We start from the raw sequence: 20108 nt of genomic DNA, 5'->3' as shown, positions 1-20108 counted from the left end.
AATGTTGGGCACGATGAGCAGTATTATCCGACGCGAGCTATTGATCGCCTTTCGCCGCCAGGCAGATATTTTTAACCCGTTGTGGTTTTTTATTATCGTCATTACTTTGTTCCCGCTCAGTATAGGTCCCGAGCCGAACTTATTAGCGAGAATTGCGGCAGGAATTGTATGGGTAGCCGCTTTGCTCTCCGCGCTGTTGTCACTTGAACGACTGTTTCGGGATGATTTCCAAGACGGCGCCCTTGAACAGATGATGCTGATGCCAGTACCACTACCCGTCGTGGTGATTTCAAAAGTGATTGCACACTGGTTGCTAACCGGGCTACCACTGATTTTGATAAGCCCGCTGCTTTCGATTTTGCTGTCGCTTGATTTTAACACCTGGCTTGGCGTGGTATTGACCTTAATGGTAGGCACACCAACACTCAGTTTCATCGGAGCGATTGGCGTGGCCTTAACCGTAGGGCTGCAAAAAGGTGGCGTGCTACTGAGCTTATTGGTGTTGCCGTTGTATATCCCAATTTTGATCTTTGCGACGTCGGCGATTGATGCCGCTTCACTGGGTATGGCGTATAACGGCCAGTTAGCCATTTTAGGTGCGATGTTAATGGGCGCTATCACGCTAACGCCATTCGCAATTAGTGCAGCGTTGCGAGTCAGTGTCAATTAGTCAGCTGCCGTCAGGCAGCCAGTGACTTTTTATAGATATTACAACAACAATAATCTGCTTAGCCCAAGCTAAACGAAACTGAAGTAAGAGTGAGAACGACAATGTGGAAATGGCTCCATCCTTATGCCAAACCAGAATCCGCTTATCAACTGTGTGGAAAGCTACTCCCATGGTTTTCCATTCTAGCCTTATTGTGCCTGTCGGTAGGCACTGTGTGGGGCCTCGCCTTTGCGCCCTCCGATTATCAGCAAGGTGATAGTTTCCGCATCATCTATATCCATGTGCCGTCTGCGATCTGGTCTATGGGCGTTTATATGTCGATGGCGATCGCCGCTTTCATTGGAATTGTATGGCAAATTCGCCTGTCCGATATGGCTGCGTCGGCGATGGCGCCTATTGGTGCGGTATATACATTTATTGCCCTGCTCACCGGTGCGGTGTGGGGTAAGCCTATGTGGGGGACTTGGTGGGTTTGGGATGCACGCTTGACCTCTGAGCTGATCCTTCTGTTTCTTTACTTGGGCGTTATCGCGCTCTACCACGCGTTCGATGACCAAAAGACAGCTTCAAAAGCGGCGGGAATTCTCGCCATCGTCGGTGTGGTCAACCTGCCTATCATCCATTTTTCGGTTGAGTGGTGGAATACGCTGCATCAAGGGGCAACCATCACCAAGTTTGAGAAACCGTCGATTTCAAGTGACATGTTATGGCCACTACTGCTCAATATTCTCGGCTTTGCCTTCTTCTTTGGCGCGGTCACTATGATTCGCTTACGCAACGAAATTATAAACAAAGAGAGTCATCGTCCATGGGTATTGAAACTGGCACAAGCGACATCTCAGAGAGGTAATTGATCATGCATTTTGATTCTTTGAGTGATTTTTTAGCCATGGGCGGCTATGCGGGATATGTATGGAGTGCATTTGGTATTACTTTTGCCGCAATGATTACTTTGCTGTGGGTGAGTGTCAGGCGCGGACGACGCTTACTGAGTGAAGTACAAGCAAAAGTTGATCGACAAGCGCGTATTGATGCGGCGAAAAATTTGGAGAACACATTATGAACCCAAGACGTAAAAAGAGGCTCGGCATTGTTCTTGCGGTCTTTATCGGTATAAGTAGCACGATAGGCCTAATGCTTTACGCTCTGAATCAGAATATGGACTTGTTTTACACCCCTACAGAACTGGTAAACGGTAAACCGGACGGAACCAAACCTGAGGTTGGTCAGCGCTTGAGAATTGGTGGCATGGTGGTGGTTGGCTCGGTGAAACGTGATTCTGAGTCGCTGCGTGTCTCTTTTGATCTCCATGATGTCGGCCCGACAGTCACGATCGTTTACGATGGGATTCTTCCGGATCTGTTTCGTGAAGGGCAGGGCATCGTTGCTCAAGGTGTACTAAAAGATGCAACCACGGTTGAAGCATTCGAAGTGTTAGCAAAACACGATGAAGAGTACATGCCGCCTGAGATTGCAGAAGCAATGAAAAAGACTCACGAACCTCTTCAATACACAGAACAACAGATACAAGGAAGTGGTCAATGATTGCAGAAATCGGTCACTTTGCGCTGATCATCTCTTTGGCATTTGCCGTGCTATTGAGCTTATTGCCTTTGATCGGCGCCTCTAAAAACAATACCTTGTTAATGAACAGCGCTAGACCTCTTTCTTGGGGAATGTTTCTACTGCTCGCATTGTCATTCTTCATCCTGTTATGGGCCTTTTACGTCAATGACTTTACATTGACGTATGTTGCCAGTAACTCAAACAGCCAATTGCCTTGGTACTATCGCTTGACCGCTGTTTGGGGGGCGCATGAAGGCTCACTGCTACTTTGGGTTTTGATCCAAGCAGGTTGGACAGTGGCAGTGGCGACCTTTAGCCGTGGCATGCCACAAGAGTCAGTGGCACGGGTGTTGGCCGTGATGGGTATGATCACGGTTGGTTTCTTACTGTTCATCATCCTGACTTCTAACCCGTTTTTGCGTACATTGCCTTTCTTCCCAGTGGATGGCCGTGACTTGAATCCGCTGCTACAAGATCCGGGTTTGATCATCCACCCACCGATGCTTTACATGGGCTATGTTGGATTCTCGGTGGCGTTTTCGTTTGCGATAGCCTCATTGATGACTGGGCGTTTAGATACAGCATGGGCACGTTGGTCTCGACCTTGGACCACGGCTGCGTGGCTGTTTCTAACACTGGGTATCGCGCTTGGTTCATGGTGGGCCTACTATGAACTCGGCTGGGGCGGCTGGTGGTTCTGGGATCCGGTCGAAAATGCCTCATTTATGCCTTGGCTTGCGGGTACCGCATTGATGCACTCGCTCGCAGTGACCGAAAAGCGCGGTACATTCAAAGCTTGGACAGTACTGCTGGCTATCTCGGCCTTCTCGTTGAGCTTGCTGGGTACTTTCTTAGTGCGCTCAGGTATTTTGGTTTCGGTGCATGCTTTTGCCTCCGATCCGTCTCGCGGCATGTTTATCTTGGGCTTCTTGGTGTTCGTAATCGGTGGTTCGTTACTGCTATTTGCACTCAAAGGTGCGTCAGTGCGTGTGCGGGGTAACTTTGACCTGGTATCTCGCGAAAACGCACTGCTTGGAAACAACGTGCTGTTGATAGCCGCGCTGGTGGTCGTGCTAGTAGGTACTTTGCTACCGCTGGTTCACAAGCAGTTGGGTCTCGGCTCGGTCTCCATCGGTGCGCCTTTCTTTGACATGCTGTTTGCTTGGTTGATGATCCCATTTGCTTTCCTATTGGGTATTGGCCCACTGATTCGTTGGAAACGCGATAATTTGGCAAAACTCGCCAAACCTATGCTGCTGTCCGGTGTACTTTCACTGTCACTTGCCGCTGTGTGCGTGTGGGCGTTCTCTGATCATTTCCTCTTTATGGCCTACTTGGGTTGGGTCATGGCGTGGTGGATCATTTTGTTGCACGGCTACGAGCTGCATCAACGAGCGACCCACCGACATGCCTTTGTAGAAGGGGTGAAAAAGCTGCAGAGAAGTCACTGGGCGATGATGTTAGGTCACTTAGGTTTGGCGGTGAGCATTATCGGTATCGCTATGGTGCAAAACTACAGCATCGAGCGTGATGTTCGTTTGGCTCCGGGAGAGCACTTCCAGATCCAAGGCTACGATTTCTACTTCCAAGGTGTGCGAGACAAAGATGGTCCAAACTACGATGGTTATATCGCAGATTTTGAAGTCACTCTGGATGGCCGTTATATCAATACGCTCCATGCGGAGAAACGCTTTTACACTACAGCTCGCTCCATGATGACTGAAGCCGCCATCGACCGCGGTGTCACTCGCGATTTGTACATTGCCTTAGGTGAGCGTTTGGACGACAACAAATCATGGGCAGTGCGTATTTATCACAAACCATTCGTTCGTTGGATTTGGGCGGGTTCATTGTTGATGGCCTTGGGTGGTGCGATTGCGATCAGCGATAAGCGTTACCGTTTTAGAAAAAGTGCTAACGCTCAGGAGGCATAATGAATAAGAAGTTATTGTTTATTCCACTGCTGGCGTTTTTGGGGTTGGTGGTTGTGTTTGCCACCCAACTTGTCAAGAATCAGCACGGTGATGACCCAACCAAACTCGAATCGGTGTTAGTCGGAAAACCTGTGCCTAGCTTTCGTCTAGAAGACTTAGCAGAGCCGGGCAAACTCTATGACCAAGCGATTTTCAAAGGCGAACCTTTGCTGTTGAACGTTTGGGCTACTTGGTGTCCTACCTGTTACGCTGAGCATCAATACCTCAATGAACTTGCCGCTGATGGGGTGAAGATCATTGGTATGAACTACAAGGATGACCGAGAAAAAGCGGTCGGATGGCTGAATGACTTAGGCAATCCGTATCTAATTAGCTTGTTCGATGGCAACGGTATGCTTGGTCTCGATTTGGGTGTCTATGGCGCGCCAGAGACATTTCTAATTGATGCCAATGGCATTATTCGCTACCGCCACGTAGGTGACGTCAATCCGCGCAATTGGAATGACAAACTGAAACCTATGTATCAGGCCATGCTTGAGGAGGTGAGATGATGAAAAAGTGGCTATTAGCGCTAACAACCAGCTTACTACTGGCACTTTCTGCTCACGCAGCCATCGAAGTGTATGAATTTGAAAACTTAGAGCAAGAGCAGCAGTTTAAAGAACTCGGCAATACCTTGCGTTGTCCTAAGTGTCAAAACAATACTATTGCCGACTCTAACGCAGAACTGGCGGTCGATTTGCGTCACAAAGTGTATGAGATGACCAAAGAAGGCAAGTCGAAGCAAGAGATTGTCGATTACATGATTGCCCGATACGGTAACTTTGTCACTTACAATCCTCCTTTTACTTTAGCCACCTCAATTCTTTGGCTTGGTCCTTTAGCTGTGGTGCTATTTGGCTTTGGTTTGATCGTAATGCGCAGCCGTAAATCGAGTGCTCAAAAGAACGAAACAACGCAACAGTGGGACGAAGAGAAAGAGGCTCGTCTTAAAGCCTTGCTTGACGAACAGAATGATGGAGATAAGCAGTAATGACGTTATTTTGGATAGCTTCGGTCATTCTGGTGGTGATCAGCGTGCTGGTGATTGCGCTGCCGTTTATTAAACAGAAAGCCAACAATGATGCTGCACTGCGCGATGAGCTTAATAAGGCGTTTTATAAAGATCGCTTAGAAGAGCTGGAAGAGGAAAGCGATGAAGGCTTGGTCGACAACCAGCAAGAGCTTATCGAAGACTTAAAGCAGTCTCTGCTGGATGATATTCCGGCTGACGATAACAAGGCGACGGAAAACACCTTATCACCGCTTGCGGTTATTGTGCCTTCTGCTGTGTTGGTTGTTGCATTGTCTTATGGTCTGTACTTTAAATTTGGCGCCTCACAACAGGTCATGGAATGGCAAGAGGTGAGCGCTAACTTGCCAGCTCTCTCTAAAAAACTCATGGCCCCTGAGGGTACGGCGCTCAGTGATGATGAGATGCAAGATCTCACGCTTGCATTGCGCACTCGACTTCATTATCAACCTGATGATTCAACAGGTTGGTTATTACTGGGTCGAATTGCGCTTGCCAATCGGGATGTCGAAACCGCTATCGGTGCGATGAAAAAAGCTTATAAGCTGGAAGCTGACAACACCGATATCATGCTCGGGTATGCGCAAGCGTTAATGCTGTCTCAAGACGATGTTGACCAAGATACGGCTCGTAACCTACTTGGTAAACTGGTTCAGCAAGACTATGTCGATTTGCGCGTATTCTCTTTGCTCGCGTTCGACGCGTTTGAAAGGAAAGACTTCCCAGCCGCTGTACGTTACTGGCGTGTGATGCAACAGATGATTGGGCCAGAAGACAGTCGCTATGAAATGCTCTCGCGCAGTATTGATAATGCGAGAAAGCAAATGGGCGAGCAAGTCGGCACTGGTCAGTCAGTGTCTGTCACCATTACTCTTGGGCAAAATGTAATGGCCGACCCAGATGCAGCGTTGATCGTTTCGATTCACTCAGCCGATGGTTCACCAATGCCAGTGGCAGCAGCGAGATACCCAGTGGGCACATTACCACGCACTGTGGTATTGGATGATGGCAACAGTATGCTGCAAGAGCGCAAACTCTCATCACTTGACTCTTTGATGGTACGCGTTCGTATAGATAGTGACGGAAACGTCGCCACTAAACAGGGGGACTGGTTTGGTGAGAGCGAAGCCGTTAGAATGGGCGAACCCGTTGAAGTGGTAATCAATAATCAGTACTAATAAAGGCTGATTATCAGGACGACTAAGGCTGGTGGAGACATCAGCCTTTTTTAATGGATATTATAATAATGAAATCGATCAAACCGCAGCAGTGGCTTTTGCTGTGTACAATGTTAGTGGCATCAGGGTGTGCATCGACACCCGAAGAACAGCAAGGCGAGTTTAGTGAACCTCAAGTTTACGACCCCATTGAAGGCTTTAACCGCTCAATGTGGACGTTTAACTATGACTATCTTGACCCTTATTTTGTTCGACCTGTCTCTCTGGCTTACGTTAATTACGTTCCGGTTCCTATTCGCTCTGGGATCAGTAACTTCCTTGGCAACCTCGATGAACCCGCCAGTATGATCAACAACCTATTAATGGGTAACGGCGGCAAAGCACTGGACCATTTCAATCGCTTTTGGATCAACACCACTATTGGTATTGGTGGCTTGTTCGATGTTGCATCAGAAGCCGGAATCATAGACCACAATGAAAAGACATTCAGTGATGCAGTTGGTCACTATGGTGTCGGCAATGGCCCTTATGTCATGGTTCCTGGTTATGGTCCTTGGACGGCGCGCGAAAGTGTCGACTTGGTTGACAGCACCTACTTACCGCTCTCTTTACTGAACTTTTGGGCAGCAGTAGGAAAATGGGCGTTTGAAGGAATGGAAAGCCGCGCGGCGTTAGTCAGTCAAGAGGCAATGCTCGAAAACTCTCCCGATCCTTACGCACTGACACGAGATGTGTATATTCAGCATCAAAATTTCAAAGCAGAAATTGAAAGCGATGACTATAATGCCGAAGAAGAAGCGTACCTTGATGAGTATCTAGATGATTTCTAAATCAAAAAAGGCTTGGTAACCCCAAGCCTTTTTAGTTTGTACCACGTCGTTTTAGAAAGTGTAGTTGGCTTGAATACCGATAAGCCAAATGCTTCCACTGACTTCGCCGACAAACTCACCTGCGACTTTCTGCGCTGCGTCATCAGAAGCATAGCCACGAGACTCTTTAATTGGTGCGTCTTTAGCAAGGATATAAGTGATACCGCCATCAAGGGTGAATTGCTCACTCACCTCATAACTAGCACCTACACTTAACCAAGTGCGGTCGGTTTCGGGAATAGTAATGGTGCGATTCTTGTCGCTAACCGCTGAGGTATCGTAGGCGATACCGGTACGTAAAGCGAGTTTCGAATCGAGTTGGTAAGTAGCACCGAGAGCAAAACGGTAGTTGTCTTCCCAGTTCTCTTCTTTCACCATTTTAGTGCCGTACGTGTTCAATTCTGCTTCAAGCTTTTCGAAACTGCTCCAATCCGTCCAGTTTACGCTCGCATGGATAGCCCACTTATCGTTTAACTGGTGGAAACTGGCGAGCTCTGCTGTTGCTGGTAATTCCAACTTCATTGAACCACTGTCACGTGCATTGGCAAGTGCTGGGTTAAAACCTAACCCTGTGGCGTAACCCTCAAGATTGAGCTTTACCGCGGACTTGTAGGCGAAGCCAACTCGGTTATCTTCGTTGATTTGCCACGCAGTACCTACTTGCCAGCCAAATGCGGTATCGTCTCCCTCCATGTACTTTAGGGTCGTCCCTTTAGCTGCTGACAATACGTTGTATTGAGGTGTTTTAGCGCCAAAACTACCTTCACCCATCACGTATCTTACACCACCGCCGACACTCCATTGCTCGTTCAATTGGTAAGCAAGGTTGAGGTTGGCTTCCATCGTCATCACACTGGCTTCATTACCAAAGTGCGAGGCAGCAAAGTCATTGCCTAAACTTGTTTCCATGCCATAGTTGGTACCAAGTGCAAAACCGACTGCCACTTTGTCGTTATAGCGATGTGAGATATATAAGTTAGGGATAACCGCATCGTGCGCAAAGTCAGATGAAGAAGCATTTGATGTTGGTAACAAAGGGCTTGCCGATTTAGAACCAACTACCGTGCCATTGACATCAATATTGGGGTCCACATAAATCGCACCAACAGAGATTTGGGTACCTTCAAGGTGTGTCAGCATTGCTGGGTTACGCCACTGCGCACTGGCATTGTCAGCCATCGCAGCCTCACCAGCATAGGCGCGGCCAAGGCCAGTGGCAGAGTACTCTGCCAATTGGAAACCCGCTGCATGAATAGAAGTTGACGTTGTTACTAGGCCGCAGGCCACTGCCAGAGAAAGGAGAGTCTTATTGGTTTTCATTATAATGTTCGCTGAATTAAAGTTATATCCGTGGCAGTGATGATAGGTTTAGAGTTATTGCTTTAAAAATAAAAAACACTGTACTTGATGTTTTTGGAGTTATATTTTGAAAATTGCACATTTTTAAGTTTAAGCGACTGCTTGTTAAGGGGTTGTTTCATTATTTCAGCGTACACTTGTGTTGGATAGAAACCTTTGCGAGTACAGTTGTTCGCTAACAATCAGAGGCTTGGCGAGGAAATTATCAGTCTTTGTAGAGGGTTACTCAGTAAAAAGGCCAGCAGATGCTGGCCTTGAAAGAGTGCTATTGTTAGCTGAGCTTAGAAACTATAGCTGTATTGTAGGCCGTAAAGCATAGCATTAGCATGCGTCGTAGCTGTTAACACTGGAGTGGTTCCGGCATATTCGGTTACCTGAACATCTTTACCCATTAGGTATGTGAAACCAAAGTCGACAGTATGATGATTATTGAACGCATAGCTTGCACCTACAGATAACCAGTTACGATCTGAATCTGGAACGGAAATAGAAGTCAACTGATCTTGAGCGGCAGTATCATGCATATAACCAGCTCGTAAAGTCCAGCTATCATCTAGATAGTAAGTTCCGCCTAGTGAAAGATGGTAACCATCTTGCCACTTATAGTTTTTAATCGTGGTATTGTTGCTAGTTTCTAGCTTCTCGAATACGTCCCAGCCGATCCATTGAAGACTATAATGAACAGCGAATTTTGTATCTTCAATACGATGGTAGCCAGAGAACTCTAGCATACTAGGTAGCGGTAGGATCACGTCCTGACCTGCTACTGCATTTTGTCCAATGAGGGCGTTATTACCTGTTGCAATACCAGCATCTACATACACAGTACCAGAAGCTTTTACTTCAGGGCTGTAGTGGTATGCGAGTCCAAATCTATTGTTTGAATCGAGCTCGAAAACAGTACCAAGATTAAAACCAACACCAACACCGTCAGCGTCTATGTTAAGTGCGTTTACTCCACTATACGCATCGCGTTTAAGTTTACCGCTACCTTGAACTACATCAATACCGCCACCAAGGCTCCACTGCTCATTTATGCGGTAAGCAACATTCAGAGTGTAATTGATAGTTTCAATTTCTGTAATTCCCCCGAATAGACTCGCATCTGGCAAACCTGCACCAGCACTACCGGTACCCACACCAAAGCTAGTCGGGAAGTTGTTTTTTGTTCCGAAGTTAGAATAGATACCCGCACCAATGGCCAGATCTTCATTCAACTTATGAATGTAGTAGATATTTGGAACTGGCGAGCTACTTGAGTTGGTTACACTATCAATGTTGCCAGTCTTGTATTTGATATCGCTGACTTTAATATCTGTGTCGATAATGTTGACACCACCAGAAAACTGGTGAGAGTCAAATAAGGTCATCGCAGCAGCGTTACGAGACATTACTGATGCGTTATCAGCAATGACTGCATCACCGGCAAAAGCACGGCCAAGTCCAGTAGCTGATTGAGAGTTAAGTTGGAAGCCAGCAGCGAGAGCTTGCTGCGAGGCTAGAGTGGCGGTAGTAATGGTCACTGCTAATAGTGATTTTTTAAACAGACGCGTCTTGTTCATTTTTGCTTTTTCCTTTTTGCTTCGCCTCTGCTGGGCGATATTATTTGAGCAAAAGCTCAGTGGTGGCTGATACTAAGCTCAAGTATAAGATATAGAAATCCGACCATTGCCAACTTGGACGATAAAATTATGGAAATGATGTATATCTGGCAGGAAAGTGTTGCAAAAATGGTCTTTTTAGAGTCTTGACTCTAATTTTATGCTAAAAAAATGGCTTGGAGTAAATTTCCAAGCCATGATGGCGATCACAAAATGTTGCTATTTTGTTAAATTGACAGCTTGATGATTGATGACAGCTTTTGGGCGATGATAGCAACATTTTCACCTTGCTCACCGACTAAGATCAGACTGTTATTTCCCATCGGTTCAATCATTCCTGACATGCCATCTTGCTCGAAGTGAGCGCTTTGCTCAGCTGAGACTCCGGTTAAGAACAGGGTGACTTTGCCTTTTTCACCACGAAATACCATATGCAGTGCGTTCGATTTACCAAAACCGCAGTGATTGAGGTAATACACATGGTATGGAAAATTGCTCACCAGCTGGTGGTTAAACGGCGCCATCTTGGCATTGATCTGCGAAGAGGGCACTTGTTCATCCAAATGTTCGACAAACGGCTTCTCATCGACCACATGTTGGATTGCAGTGGAAGCCAAACTTGCCTCAGCAGGCGATACCACAATATTTCCCCAATTGATTTGGCCAACTAGCAAACCGGCCACAAAAGCAATCGATGCGGCCATCGCCATCGCTTTGCGGGCAAAAGTCGGTCGAATGACTTTTCTCTCTTCTAGTGAAGACGTTTGGTTAAACAAGATGCGATCGGCGAGGTCATCAGGGACATCTACCTGCATCGCTTTGGCTATCTTTCTATCCAACTCGGCAATCTCTTCGGCAAATTGGCTGTTTTTATCGCTCGATTGCATCGCCGCTGACACATCTTTATCGCGGCATTTAGGGTCGGACATGATGCGTCGACGGAATTCTAACTCATCCATTTTGCTGTCCTCTTTGCTTGCTATCTGTATCTAACATCTCTTTGAGTTGGTTCCTGGCTCGAAACAGGCGAGTCATTACTGTGTTTTTATTGAGATCCAAAATCTCACCAATCTCCTCACCACTGAATCCCCCAACGACTTGGAGAAAAAGTGGTTCGCGATACTCTTGTTCCAGTTTCATGATTTGCGCTTGAATCCACTCGGTTTGATGGTGTGGGTCATCACTGACCTTGGCATCATTGCCATGGTCGTCAATATCCACTAAATCAAACTGCTTACGTTCGAAGCGGCGAGCGTTCTCGCGGCGTAATATGGTAATTAACCACGATTTGGCCGCTTTCTCATCTTGAAGGCTGTCGAGTGATTTCCAAGCTCGCAAGCAAGTCTCTTGCACTAAGTCTTCGGCGATACTCTGATCTTTGCATAACCAGTAAGCATAGCGAAACAAGTCTCGGTGGTAGGCTCTGACGAGCGCTTCGTATTTTCTTTGTCTGTCCATATCCGAGTTGACCGGAGTGGTTGACTTTTTCTTTCCAAAAAATTTGGCTATAGACACTCAGCCCTCCTTAACTGCCCGGCAAAGTCCCGCGTTGTGCTCTTTATTCATTGTTATTCTCCAGACTCGCTATTGCCCTGTATTCATCACAGCGCCTTTATTAATCTTCCAAAGCATAGGATTTGGTGATGCTGAACTAGGTTAAATTTCACTAATGGGCGATAAATCCACTTAAAATTGATCTAATTCAAAATCTAGCCAACTCTAACGGTTATAGTAATCCCTGTCATCTAGTCGGTGTTTTCACTGACAAGTTGAGCAAGATGACACTTCCTTTTGAAGGCTGACTTTACTTTCTCCTAATCAGGAAACTGATTATTTCAATTGGCGTAAGTTAATTGCTTTATACATTCCAACCACACAGTTCTGTGTGGTTTTTTTTTGCTTTCTATTCACCAATGAACCGAATTTTCTATCCTGCTATAGTTTTTATCCCACACTCGCTGGTTAGGGAATCTGGCTTAAGTCACGTTTATTCAAACGAGCGTTTGATTGAATTAACATTCTCGTTACAATGACCTGGTCAGACCTCTAAAAGATTAAGGAGCAACAATGGGCAAGCAGGAAGTGAAAACTCGCTCAGGAGAACGTGTCGCGATTGTCGCTGGTTTGCGGACGCCGTTTGCACGTCAAAGTACAGAATTTAGCCAAGTTCCCGCTGTCGATCTCGGCAAAATGGTGGTGAGTGATATGCTCGCTCGCACCGAAATCGATCCTAAATTGATTGAGCAAGTGGTGTTTGGTCAGGTTGTGCAAATGCCGGAAGCGCCAAACATTGCTCGTGAGATTGTACTCGGTACAGGTATGCACATTCATACCGATGCTTACAGTGTGACACGAGCTTGTGCCACCAGTTTTCAGTCGGCGGTGAATGTTGCAGAAAGCATCATGGCCGGGACGATTGATATTGGTATCGCAGGTGGTGCCGATTCTTCTTCTGTATTGCCTATTGGGGTTTCGAAAAAGTTAGCGGCCAACTTACTGGCTCTGAGTAAAACCAAAACCGTTGGTCAAAAACTCAGCATCCTCAAAACCCTCTCTTTCAAAGATTTGATGCCAGTTCCGCCTGCCGTTGCGGAGTACTCAACCGGATTGTCTATGGGCCAAACCGCTGAACAGATGGCGAAGTCTCACGGGATCACGCGTCAAGCTCAGGACGAACTGGCGCACCGCTCACATACCCTTGCAGCGCAAGCATGGAATGAGGGCAAAATAGAAGGCGAAGTGATGACGGCTTTCCCAGAGCCTTACAAACAGTGGATCAGTAAAGACAACAATATCCGCGAAGATTCGACGATTGAGGGATACGCGAAGCTTCGCCCGGCCTTTGACCGTCAATACGGCAGCGTTACCGCAGCCAACAGTACCCCACTGACCGACGGTGCAGCGGCGATTATGCTCATGCGCGAAGGCAAAGCAAAAGAGCTTGGTTTAGAGATCATGGGTTACATTCGCTCCTACGCATTTTCGGCGATTGGCGTTGAGACAGACATGCTGATGGGGCCATCTTATGCCACGCCGATGGCATTGGATAGAGCCGGTATCTCGTTGTCGGACCTGACCTTAATCGATATGCATGAGGCGTTTGCAGCGCAAGCACTATCTAATGTGAAAATGTTTGCCAGCGACAAGTTCGCTCAGGAGAAACTGGGCCGCTCGAAAGCGATTGGTGAAATCGATATGGACAAGTTCAATGTGTTAGGTGGCTCGATTGCGTATGGTCACCCATTTGCTGCGACTGGGGCGCGAATGATCACCCAGACCTTGAGAGAGCTTAAGCGCCGAGGCGGTGGCTTGGCATTGAACACCGCTTGTGCAGCAGGTGGTTTGGGCGCGGCAATGGTATTGGAGGTTGAATAATGAGCGAGCAAACAGCATTTAAACTAGCAATTGACGAACAGAATATCGCTTGGCTTTCGATTGATGTGCCGGGAGAGAAAATGAACACCCTCCAGGCGGCATTTGCTGAGGAAATGGAGGCGATTTTTGTTCAGTTAGCTGAGCATAAATCGAGCTTGAAGGGATTAATTTTGCATTCGCTTAAGCCCGATAACTTTGTTGCGGGTGCCGATGTGCGCATGCTCGATGCGTGCACCAGCGCCAAAGAAGCACAGGCTTTGGCAGAGAAAGGCCAACAGATGTTTCAGCAGTTAGCGGACCTCCCGTACCCAGTGGTGGCTGCTATCCACGGCCCATGTCTTGGGGGTGGTTTGGAGCTTGCGTTGGCGTGTGATTATCGCGTTTGTACTGACTCAGATAAAACGCGCCTAGGTCTGCCTGAAGTACAGTTGGGTTTATTACCGGGGTCGGGCGGAACACAGCGCCTACCTCGTTTAATCGGCTTGCTGCCATCTTTGGATATGATCTTAACTGGTAAGCAGCTGCGCGCGAAAAAGGCGAAGAAGCTGGGCGTGGTTGATCAAGTAGTGCCGCACACTATTTTGCTCGATGTGGCAAAGGATTTGGTTGAAAAGCAGAGTGGCAGCAAAAAAGCCAAGCGTAAAGTCTCGGCCAAAGAGAAGCTGATGGCCAATACTGGCCTCGGACGTAAGGTGATCTTTGAGCAAGCGGCGAAGAAAACCCGTGAAAAAACCCGTGGTAATTATCCTGCTGCCGATGCCATCCTTGAGGTGATTCGTTTTGGTCTTGAGAAGGGCTTCGACAAGGGCCAGCAAAAAGAGGCTGAGCGTTTTGGTGAGCTGGTGATGACGCCAGAATCGAAAGCGCTGCGCTCTATCTTCTTTGCCACCACAGAAATGAAAAAAGAGCACGGTAGCGACGCGGAGCCAAAAACGGTATCTCGCGCTGCTGTGTTAGGTGGTGGATTAATGGGAGCGGGTATTAGCCATGTCAGTGTTGCCAAAGCTAAGGTTCCGGTACGCATCAAAGATGTCAGCAATGACGGCGTGCTCAACGCGCTCAAATACAACTATAAGTTGTTTGATAAGCAAAGAAAGCGTCGCATCCTTTCTAAAGCGGAGCTTCAAAGCAAAATGTTGCAACTGTCAGGCGGTACTGACTTTACCACCTTTAACCACACTGACATGGTGATTGAAGCGGTTTTTGAAGATCTTGCCCTAAAACAGCAAATGGTGGCGGATGTCGAAACTCATGCAAAACCGAGCACAATTTTTGCAACTAACACATCGTCGCTGCCTATCCATCAGATCGCGGAAAAGGCGCAGCGTCCTGAGAATGTCGTCGGCTTGCACTACTTTAGCCCGGTCGAAAAGATGCCTTTGGTCGAGGTGATTCCGCATCAAGGTACGTCGGATGAAACCATATCGACCGCGGTCGATTTTGCTCGTAAGCAGGGCAAAACGCCGATCGTTGTCAAAGACTGCGCTGGGTTTTACGTCAACCGAATCCTAGCCCCTTACATGAATGAAGCGGCGCAAGTACTGATGTCTGGTGAACCGATCGAGCAGCTTGATACTGCACTGCTTAACTTTGGTTTCCCAGTTGGACCTATCACCCTACTTGATGAGGTTGGGGTAGATATCGGCGCGAAGATCATGCCGATTTTGGTTGCCGAGCTGGGAGAGCGATTCCAAGGGCCGGATGTGTTCGATAAGTTGCTCAATGACGACCGTAAAGGGCGCAAGAGTGGCAAAGGCTTCTACACCTACAAAGGTAAGAAAAAAGAAGTTGATAAGTCTGTCTACAAGCTGCTAGGACTGACTCCAGAGTCAAAAATGGCAGAGAAAGAGATGGCGATGCGATGCGTACTGCCAATGTTGAATGAGGCCGTGCGCTGTCTTGACGAAGGCATCATTCGCAGTCCACGCGATGGCGACATTGGCGCTATCTTCGGTATTGGCTTCCCGCCGTTCCTTGGAGGGCCGTTCCGTTACATGGACCAGATCGGCATCAAGCAGTTGGTTGAAATCATGAATGAGCACGCGCAGAAGTACGGCGATCGTTTCGCACCGTGTGATGGTTTATTGACTCGAGCAGGCATAGACGCAAGTTTCTACTCTTAACTACTAGTCACTCAAAGGCGAACCGAATGGTTCGCCTTTTTTGTTGATGAGAGTTATTATCAAGAAGAAATAAGAACCTGTTCAAAAGGATAATAAATGGATGCTCTAGATCTCTTGCTCAACCGTCGTTCAATCGCGAAACTCTCCGAACCCGCGCCAGAGGGTAAGGCACTAGAAAATATCATTCGTGCAGGCCTGCGTGCCCCCGACCATGCGGGACTGACCCCGTGGCGTTTCGTTATTTCTCAAGGGGAAGGGCTACACAAACTGTCTAAGATTTTGGTTCAAGCGGCACAAGCGGACCAGAGTGAGGCGAGTGTGGTTGAGAAGGTGAAGAATGCGCCGTTTCGCGCACCTATGGTGATTACCGTAATCGCCAAAGTGACACCGCACGACAAGGTGCCTGCCTTCGAGCAACACCTCTCTGCTGGCTGCGCCGTGCAGGCGATGCAAATGGCAGCAATCGCACAGGGTTATCAAGCGTTTTGGCGCTCAGGCAAATGGATGTTCCACCCTCATGTTCATCAAGCATTTAATCTCAGCGGCGAAGACCAAATTGTTGGTTTCCTCTATTTAGGAACCCCAGGTTGCACGCCGATGAAGGTGCCAGAGCGCGACTTGAGTCAGTTTGTCGAATACCTGTAAAACGCAAGAGCTTGGCAGCATACCAAGCTCTTTTTGTTAATGAATGTTGTAGGCGATGACAAAGTCGATAAACAGCCTCACCTTTTCTGGTAGGTGATCCTTGTGGTTATAAAGCATGTAGATATCGCGCGGGTTAGCGCTCCAGTCTTCTAACACTCGAATCAGACTACCATCGTCAATAAACTCTTTGATCATCACATCCGGCATCAACGTAATGCCTAGCCCGTCAGAGCAAGCGCTGCGCACAACGTTGAGGGTATTCGCCTGAAAGCGCCCCTGGTCGTTGTTAATCACGGTTTCGCCACTATTGTTCGAGAGCTGCCACTTTATTAGTGGTGCGCCTTTGACCAGAGAATGTTGGTGCAACTGCTCGGCATGCTTTGGGGCGGGGTGATGCTTCAGATACTCGGGACTTGCCACCAAAATATCAGCCACAGAGCTGATTTTACGTGCGATAAGACTTGAGTCGCGTTGTGGGCCAACACGGAAAATGACATCCCACTCGGTAGGGTCAAGCTGATCGGCATGGTTACTGGTGGTCAGTTCGATGTTGATGTCGGGATATTGCTTCATAAAAGCATTGAACATCGGCATCATCATTCGCTTGGTCAGATTAGACGGCGAATTGATACGAATCCTACCCGCGGCTCCGCGACATTCATCGCTGATTTCTTCAGCGGCGCTGGTCAAGCGATTAAGTAATGGCGAGCACTCATTGTAAAAACGTTCCCCAGCTTCTGTCAGGGAAAGTTTACGCGCATGGCGGTTAAGCAGTCGCAGGTTAAGAGACTCCTCCAAAGCTTGAATTCGTCGCGTGATAGTGGCGACAGGTATCATGGTTTTACGGGAAGTTGCGGTGTAACTCCCATTTTCTACCACCAATCTGAATAGGTTGAGATCATCTAATTTCATTGCGCTGGACACATACTTTTACGAATTTGATTAATTTATCGTTATATCAAACGTCAAAGCTTGAGTGACATCAACAACTTTGGCGAAATTTGATATTCCATACATATAGTATGCAACCCAGATCAAAAGTGGAAGATTTGTATAAATCGCCTTTCGAGACTACTTTTAAAGAGCAATTTAACAACAAGGGTCTGCTGCCCTAAGAGCAACAGACCCTAATAACTATAACAATATGAGCAGTCTTTCTTTTTAGGTGTGAGGCGAAGATGTATGCATAAAACAATCGAAGTTGGGACTAGTCAGACCCCCTCGGTGTCCACTGGTCAAAAAATGATTATGCTGGTCGACGATGATCCGATTTTTCGTCGCATTACCTCTGGCTTTTTGTCTGCACAAGGCTACCAAGTGGTTGAAGCTCAAGATGGCCTCGATGGTCTACAAAAGCTTCGTTGCAACGCCCCTGATCTTATCTTGTGCGATCTCTCTATGCCAATTCTTGACGGGATCGAGTTTGTCGAAGAGGTGAGCCTAGAATACCCGTCGTTACCCATGATTGTCGTTTCTGCGACCGATGAAATCTCGGATGTGGCTAAAGCGCTGAGGTACGGAATCAAAGACTTCCTCGCTAAGCCAATTAGCAACCATCAACACCTCGCCTGTGCGATTGAGAATACGCTCGATGATTCAGACAATCACTTGAGTGATCAACGAGACTTTTCGAGCCAATGGTTTCGTATTGATAGCGGCGATGTTCCGGAAGAGCAGGAGTTACATTGGCACCTCGAATACCTGGAAGATAACCCCAGTGCGGCCAAAGATCTTCTCCATGCTTTGCTCCCAGATAAAGACACCTCGCAAGGCGATTGGAAATGCAGTTATCGGCTGTTGCAGTCCACCGACGTAATGCCATTGGTTTTTGATTACGCTTGGCTGATCAACGGGCAGTTCGCTTTTTACTTGGTCGACTCGGCCGCTGAAGGGGCGCACGGCGCGGCAACAACCTTGTTAGTGCGAGCCTTGTTCCATGATTACTTACGCAATCTCAAATCGTTTAATGCCGATCTCAAAGACCTTGCTTCTTTATTAGAAAGAGGGATTAAATGCTCAGATTGCAGTACGCCGGTTAGAGCCTTGTTTGGTGTCGCTGACTTGTCTGAAGGGACACTAGATATACTACCAGCTGGCCTTGATGCGCAATGGGCCAATGGTTATTTCTCGCAGCATATTTCAGCAGGTGTGCCACTGGGGGAAAACTGCGTCAAGAACTTTATGACCATCGACTTGCCGATTCAGTCGGGCTGTCAACTCACTCTCAGTTGCCTCGGCTCGAGCAGTTTTAGTCTCGATATTTACCGCGGTAATAAAGCGTAAATCCACCTCTATTAACATTTCTATAAAAACCCTAATTTTACTCGGTGTTTGTCATCGAGTGATTAGGGTATAGTCCGCCACAAACAAAAATAGCCCATCTCGTTAACATCTGAGAATAGGGCGAACGTATCGTCACTTTTTTTAGAGAAGCAAGCTCATGGCAGACAAAGATTTTAAAGAACCTTATAATATCTTCTATTTTCTTGGATTTATCGCGGTGCTGTTGATCCCAACGTTACCCGCGACCTTGACTTGGATTCGCGTATTCAACGGCTACGCGGGTTTCTAACTGAACCACCCAAAGGAGCATACCATCATCATTCGTCGAGTCTTTCTCAATATGGTGGGTATGCTCAGTCTGGCGCTAGGCGTGCTAGGCATTTTTCTCCCTCTTCTCCCAACCACTCCCTTCATTATCTTGGCCAGCGCTTGTTTTATGCGCAGTAGCCCAGCATTCCATTCATGGCTTCATCAACACAAAGTCTTCGGACCGATACTCGATAATTGGCACCGACACCGAGCGGTTACGCGTAAGGTCAAAATCCGCGGCGCATTATGTATGGCGCTCAGTTTTGGCTTTTCTATCTGGGTGGTGCCGCACGACTGGTTAAAGATTATGCTGCTAATGATGTTAGTGGTCATGCTCACTTGGTTTATTCGTTTACCTGTGATTGAGTACCTTGCCGATAGCGAAGAAAATCACTAAGATTGCTGGGAAGTGTGCCCGCTTTTATAGTGGGCGTTTGTTTTTTAGGCACAGCAAACCTGGGTATCTGTTTCGATTGACGGCCGCAGGTAATAATGTGCTGAAACTATGCTAGACCTCGCGATAAAGTGAGTTAGCTAATTGAAGTAAAGAGTTATGACAACTGAAACTATTGCTCTGATCAAATCGAGCATCAAAAGCATTCCAGATTACCCAAAACCAGGCATTCTATTTCGTGACGTCACCAGCTTGATGGAAGATGCTCAAGCTTATCAAGCGACCATTCAACTGCTCGTCGATCGTTACAAAGAGATGGGCTTTACCAAAATTGTTGGTACTGAAGCACGCGGTTTTCTATTTGGTGCGCCGCTAGCGTTAGAACTTGGGGTGGGTTTTGTGCCAGTGCGTAAACCGGGCAAGCTACCACGTCAGACGATTGCACAGTCGTATGAGCTTGAATACGGTACTGACACGCTTGAGATCCACGTTGATGCCATCAACGAAGGCGACAAGGTACTGGTTGTTGACGATTTGCTTGCAACCGGCGGCACCATTGAAGCGACCACTAAACTGATTCGCCAACTTGGCGGAAATGTAGAACACGCTGCCTTTGTGATTAACCTTCCGGAAATTGGTGGTGATAAACGTCTTGAGGGCTTAGGACTCGACGTTTACAGCATTTGTGAATTTGAAGGTCACTAATCAGCTAGGTTATCTATGGGTATAG

Annotated in this window: 21 protein-coding genes; 16 read left to right on the top strand and 5 right to left on the bottom strand. The window is 47.4% G+C overall.

The window, feature by feature from the left end; translation table 11 throughout:
* Nucleotide 1 precedes the first annotated feature (1 nt).
* The 9 genes from ccmB to MTO69_RS09120 all read left to right on the top strand — a co-directional run bounded on the left by ccmB (nt 2) and on the right by MTO69_RS09120 (nt 7250).
* The gene (ccmB, locus tag MTO69_RS09160; RefSeq protein ID WP_248328547.1) at nt 2–670 is read left to right on the top strand and encodes a heme exporter protein CcmB; all 669 of its coding nucleotides are present in this window, start codon (nt 2–4) and stop codon (nt 668–670) included.
* A gap of 101 nt (nt 671–771) precedes the next feature.
* The gene (locus tag MTO69_RS09155; protein WP_248328545.1) at nt 772–1524 is read left to right on the top strand and encodes a heme ABC transporter permease; all 753 of its coding nucleotides are present in this window, start codon (nt 772–774) and stop codon (nt 1522–1524) included.
* A gap of 2 nt (nt 1525–1526) precedes the next feature.
* Nucleotides 1527–1733, top strand: coding sequence for a heme exporter protein CcmD (gene ccmD / locus MTO69_RS09150; protein WP_248328543.1), 207 nt, complete (start codon nt 1527–1529; stop codon nt 1731–1733).
* Nucleotides 1730–2215, top strand: a complete 486-nt coding sequence (gene ccmE / locus MTO69_RS09145; RefSeq protein WP_248328541.1) for a cytochrome c maturation protein CcmE — start codon at nt 1730–1732, stop codon at nt 2213–2215. The genes ccmD and ccmE overlap by 4 nt, the downstream gene beginning before the upstream one ends.
* Nucleotides 2212–4170 (top strand): heme lyase CcmF/NrfE family subunit, encoded by a 1959-nt coding sequence (locus MTO69_RS09140; RefSeq protein WP_248328539.1) that lies wholly within the window; start codon nt 2212–2214, stop codon nt 4168–4170. Before ccmE ends, MTO69_RS09140 begins: the two co-directional genes overlap by 4 nt.
* On the top strand, nt 4170–4721 hold the full coding sequence (locus MTO69_RS09135; RefSeq protein WP_248328537.1) for a DsbE family thiol:disulfide interchange protein: 552 nt from the start codon (nt 4170–4172) through the stop codon (nt 4719–4721). Before MTO69_RS09140 ends, MTO69_RS09135 begins: the two co-directional genes overlap by 1 nt.
* On the top strand, nt 4721–5203 hold the full coding sequence (locus MTO69_RS09130; protein ID WP_248334448.1) for a cytochrome c-type biogenesis protein: 483 nt from the start codon (nt 4721–4723) through the stop codon (nt 5201–5203). Before MTO69_RS09135 ends, MTO69_RS09130 begins: the two co-directional genes overlap by 1 nt.
* Nucleotides 5203–6420: a c-type cytochrome biogenesis protein CcmI gene (gene ccmI, locus MTO69_RS09125; RefSeq protein WP_248328535.1), complete on the top strand. Its 1218-nt coding sequence runs from the start codon at nt 5203–5205 to the stop codon at nt 6418–6420. Before MTO69_RS09130 ends, ccmI begins: the two co-directional genes overlap by 1 nt.
* A gap of 68 nt (nt 6421–6488) precedes the next feature.
* The gene (locus MTO69_RS09120; RefSeq protein WP_248328533.1) at nt 6489–7250 is read left to right on the top strand and encodes an MlaA family lipoprotein; all 762 of its coding nucleotides are present in this window, start codon (nt 6489–6491) and stop codon (nt 7248–7250) included.
* A 51-nt stretch (nt 7251–7301) separates the two neighbouring features.
* Here MTO69_RS09120 and MTO69_RS09115 read toward each other — a convergent pair whose 3' ends face one another.
* From MTO69_RS09115 to MTO69_RS09100, 4 genes are all read right to left on the bottom strand, one after another.
* Nucleotides 7302–8609, bottom strand: coding sequence for an outer membrane protein transport protein (locus MTO69_RS09115; RefSeq protein ID WP_248328531.1), 1308 nt, complete (start codon nt 8607–8609; stop codon nt 7302–7304).
* Between the two features lie 320 nt (nt 8610–8929).
* Nucleotides 8930–10210 carry an outer membrane protein transport protein gene (locus tag MTO69_RS09110; protein WP_248328530.1) on the bottom strand — a complete coding sequence of 427 codons (1281 nt, stop codon included), beginning with the start codon at nt 10208–10210 and terminating at the stop codon, nt 8930–8932.
* 266 nt (nt 10211–10476) lie between these two features.
* Nucleotides 10477–11208, bottom strand: a complete 732-nt coding sequence (locus tag MTO69_RS09105) for a DUF3379 domain-containing protein (RefSeq protein WP_248328528.1) — start codon at nt 11206–11208, stop codon at nt 10477–10479.
* Nucleotides 11201–11707 (bottom strand): sigma-70 family RNA polymerase sigma factor, encoded by a 507-nt coding sequence (locus MTO69_RS09100; RefSeq protein WP_248334447.1) that lies wholly within the window; start codon nt 11705–11707, stop codon nt 11201–11203. Before MTO69_RS09100 ends, MTO69_RS09105 begins: the two co-directional genes overlap by 8 nt.
* A gap of 609 nt (nt 11708–12316) precedes the next feature.
* Between MTO69_RS09100 and fadI the strand changes: the two genes are divergently transcribed.
* The 3 genes from fadI (at nt 12317) to MTO69_RS09085 (ending at nt 16392) form a co-directional block, all read left to right on the top strand.
* Nucleotides 12317–13624, top strand: coding sequence for an acetyl-CoA C-acyltransferase FadI (fadI, locus tag MTO69_RS09095; RefSeq protein ID WP_248328526.1), 1308 nt, complete (start codon nt 12317–12319; stop codon nt 13622–13624).
* On the top strand, nt 13624–15747 hold the full coding sequence (gene fadJ / locus MTO69_RS09090) for a fatty acid oxidation complex subunit alpha FadJ (RefSeq protein ID WP_248328524.1): 2124 nt from the start codon (nt 13624–13626) through the stop codon (nt 15745–15747). The genes fadI and fadJ overlap by 1 nt, the downstream gene beginning before the upstream one ends.
* Nucleotides 15748–15843: 96 nt before the next feature.
* Nucleotides 15844–16392 carry an NAD(P)H nitroreductase gene (locus MTO69_RS09085; protein ID WP_248328522.1) on the top strand — a complete coding sequence of 183 codons (549 nt, stop codon included), beginning with the start codon at nt 15844–15846 and terminating at the stop codon, nt 16390–16392.
* 36 nt (nt 16393–16428) lie between these two features.
* Here MTO69_RS09085 and MTO69_RS09080 read toward each other — a convergent pair whose 3' ends face one another.
* A complete protein-coding gene (locus tag MTO69_RS09080) occupies nt 16429–17304 on the bottom strand; it encodes a LysR family transcriptional regulator (RefSeq protein ID WP_248328520.1) in 876 nt (291 codons plus the stop codon).
* Between the two features lie 270 nt (nt 17305–17574).
* Between MTO69_RS09080 and MTO69_RS09075 the strand changes: the two genes are divergently transcribed.
* The 4 genes from MTO69_RS09075 (at nt 17575) to apt (ending at nt 20083) form a co-directional block, all read left to right on the top strand.
* On the top strand, nt 17575–18675 hold the full coding sequence (locus tag MTO69_RS09075) for a response regulator (RefSeq protein WP_248328518.1): 1101 nt from the start codon (nt 17575–17577) through the stop codon (nt 18673–18675).
* Between the two features lie 157 nt (nt 18676–18832).
* Complete coding sequence (locus MTO69_RS18870) at nt 18833–18964, top strand: hypothetical protein (protein ID WP_008080664.1); 132 nt, start codon at nt 18833–18835, stop codon at nt 18962–18964.
* Between the two features lie 51 nt (nt 18965–19015).
* The gene (locus tag MTO69_RS09070; RefSeq protein ID WP_248328516.1) at nt 19016–19381 is read left to right on the top strand and encodes a YbaN family protein; all 366 of its coding nucleotides are present in this window, start codon (nt 19016–19018) and stop codon (nt 19379–19381) included.
* 156 nt (nt 19382–19537) lie between these two features.
* Complete coding sequence (gene apt / locus MTO69_RS09065) at nt 19538–20083, top strand: adenine phosphoribosyltransferase (protein ID WP_248328514.1); 546 nt, start codon at nt 19538–19540, stop codon at nt 20081–20083.
* The last annotated feature ends 25 nt before the right edge of the window (nt 20084–20108 follow it).

This window comes from Vibrio sinaloensis (assembly GCF_023195835.1).
In the GTDB taxonomy this organism is placed as follows: domain Bacteria; phylum Pseudomonadota; class Gammaproteobacteria; order Enterobacterales; family Vibrionaceae; genus Vibrio; species Vibrio sinaloensis_C.
This window is presented reverse-complemented; position numbering and strand designations above follow the sequence as displayed.

Coding starts and splice junctions, on each gene's coding strand:
- MTO69_RS09135 (WP_248328537.1), top strand. CDS start 4,170: ATGAATAAGAAGTTATTGTTTATTCCACTGCTGGCGTTTTTGGGGTTG.
- MTO69_RS09120 (WP_248328533.1), top strand. CDS start 6,489: ATGAAATCGATCAAACCGCAGCAGTGGCTTTTGCTGTGTACAATGTTA.
- fadJ (WP_248328524.1), top strand. CDS start 13,624: ATGAGCGAGCAAACAGCATTTAAACTAGCAATTGACGAACAGAATATC.
- ccmD (WP_248328543.1), top strand. CDS start 1,527: ATGCATTTTGATTCTTTGAGTGATTTTTTAGCCATGGGCGGCTATGCG.
- MTO69_RS09080 (WP_248328520.1), bottom strand. CDS start 17,304: ATGAAATTAGATGATCTCAACCTATTCAGATTGGTGGTAGAAAATGGG.
- MTO69_RS09105 (WP_248328528.1), bottom strand. CDS start 11,208: ATGGATGAGTTAGAATTCCGTCGACGCATCATGTCCGACCCTAAATGC.
- ccmB (WP_248328547.1), top strand. CDS start 2: ATGTTGGGCACGATGAGCAGTATTATCCGACGCGAGCTATTGATCGCC.
- apt (WP_248328514.1), top strand. CDS start 19,538: ATGACAACTGAAACTATTGCTCTGATCAAATCGAGCATCAAAAGCATT.
- MTO69_RS09115 (WP_248328531.1), bottom strand. CDS start 8,609: ATGAAAACCAATAAGACTCTCCTTTCTCTGGCAGTGGCCTGCGGCCTA.
- MTO69_RS09075 (WP_248328518.1), top strand. CDS start 17,575: ATGCATAAAACAATCGAAGTTGGGACTAGTCAGACCCCCTCGGTGTCC.
- fadI (WP_248328526.1), top strand. CDS start 12,317: ATGGGCAAGCAGGAAGTGAAAACTCGCTCAGGAGAACGTGTCGCGATT.
- MTO69_RS09100 (WP_248334447.1), bottom strand. CDS start 11,707: ATGGACAGACAAAGAAAATACGAAGCGCTCGTCAGAGCCTACCACCGA.
- MTO69_RS09130 (WP_248334448.1), top strand. CDS start 4,721: ATGAAAAAGTGGCTATTAGCGCTAACAACCAGCTTACTACTGGCACTT.
- MTO69_RS09110 (WP_248328530.1), bottom strand. CDS start 10,210: ATGAACAAGACGCGTCTGTTTAAAAAATCACTATTAGCAGTGACCATT.
- MTO69_RS09140 (WP_248328539.1), top strand. CDS start 2,212: ATGATTGCAGAAATCGGTCACTTTGCGCTGATCATCTCTTTGGCATTT.
- MTO69_RS09155 (WP_248328545.1), top strand. CDS start 772: ATGTGGAAATGGCTCCATCCTTATGCCAAACCAGAATCCGCTTATCAA.
- MTO69_RS09085 (WP_248328522.1), top strand. CDS start 15,844: ATGGATGCTCTAGATCTCTTGCTCAACCGTCGTTCAATCGCGAAACTC.
- MTO69_RS18870 (WP_008080664.1), top strand. CDS start 18,833: ATGGCAGACAAAGATTTTAAAGAACCTTATAATATCTTCTATTTTCTT.
- MTO69_RS09070 (WP_248328516.1), top strand. CDS start 19,016: ATGGTGGGTATGCTCAGTCTGGCGCTAGGCGTGCTAGGCATTTTTCTC.
- ccmE (WP_248328541.1), top strand. CDS start 1,730: ATGAACCCAAGACGTAAAAAGAGGCTCGGCATTGTTCTTGCGGTCTTT.
- ccmI (WP_248328535.1), top strand. CDS start 5,203: ATGACGTTATTTTGGATAGCTTCGGTCATTCTGGTGGTGATCAGCGTG.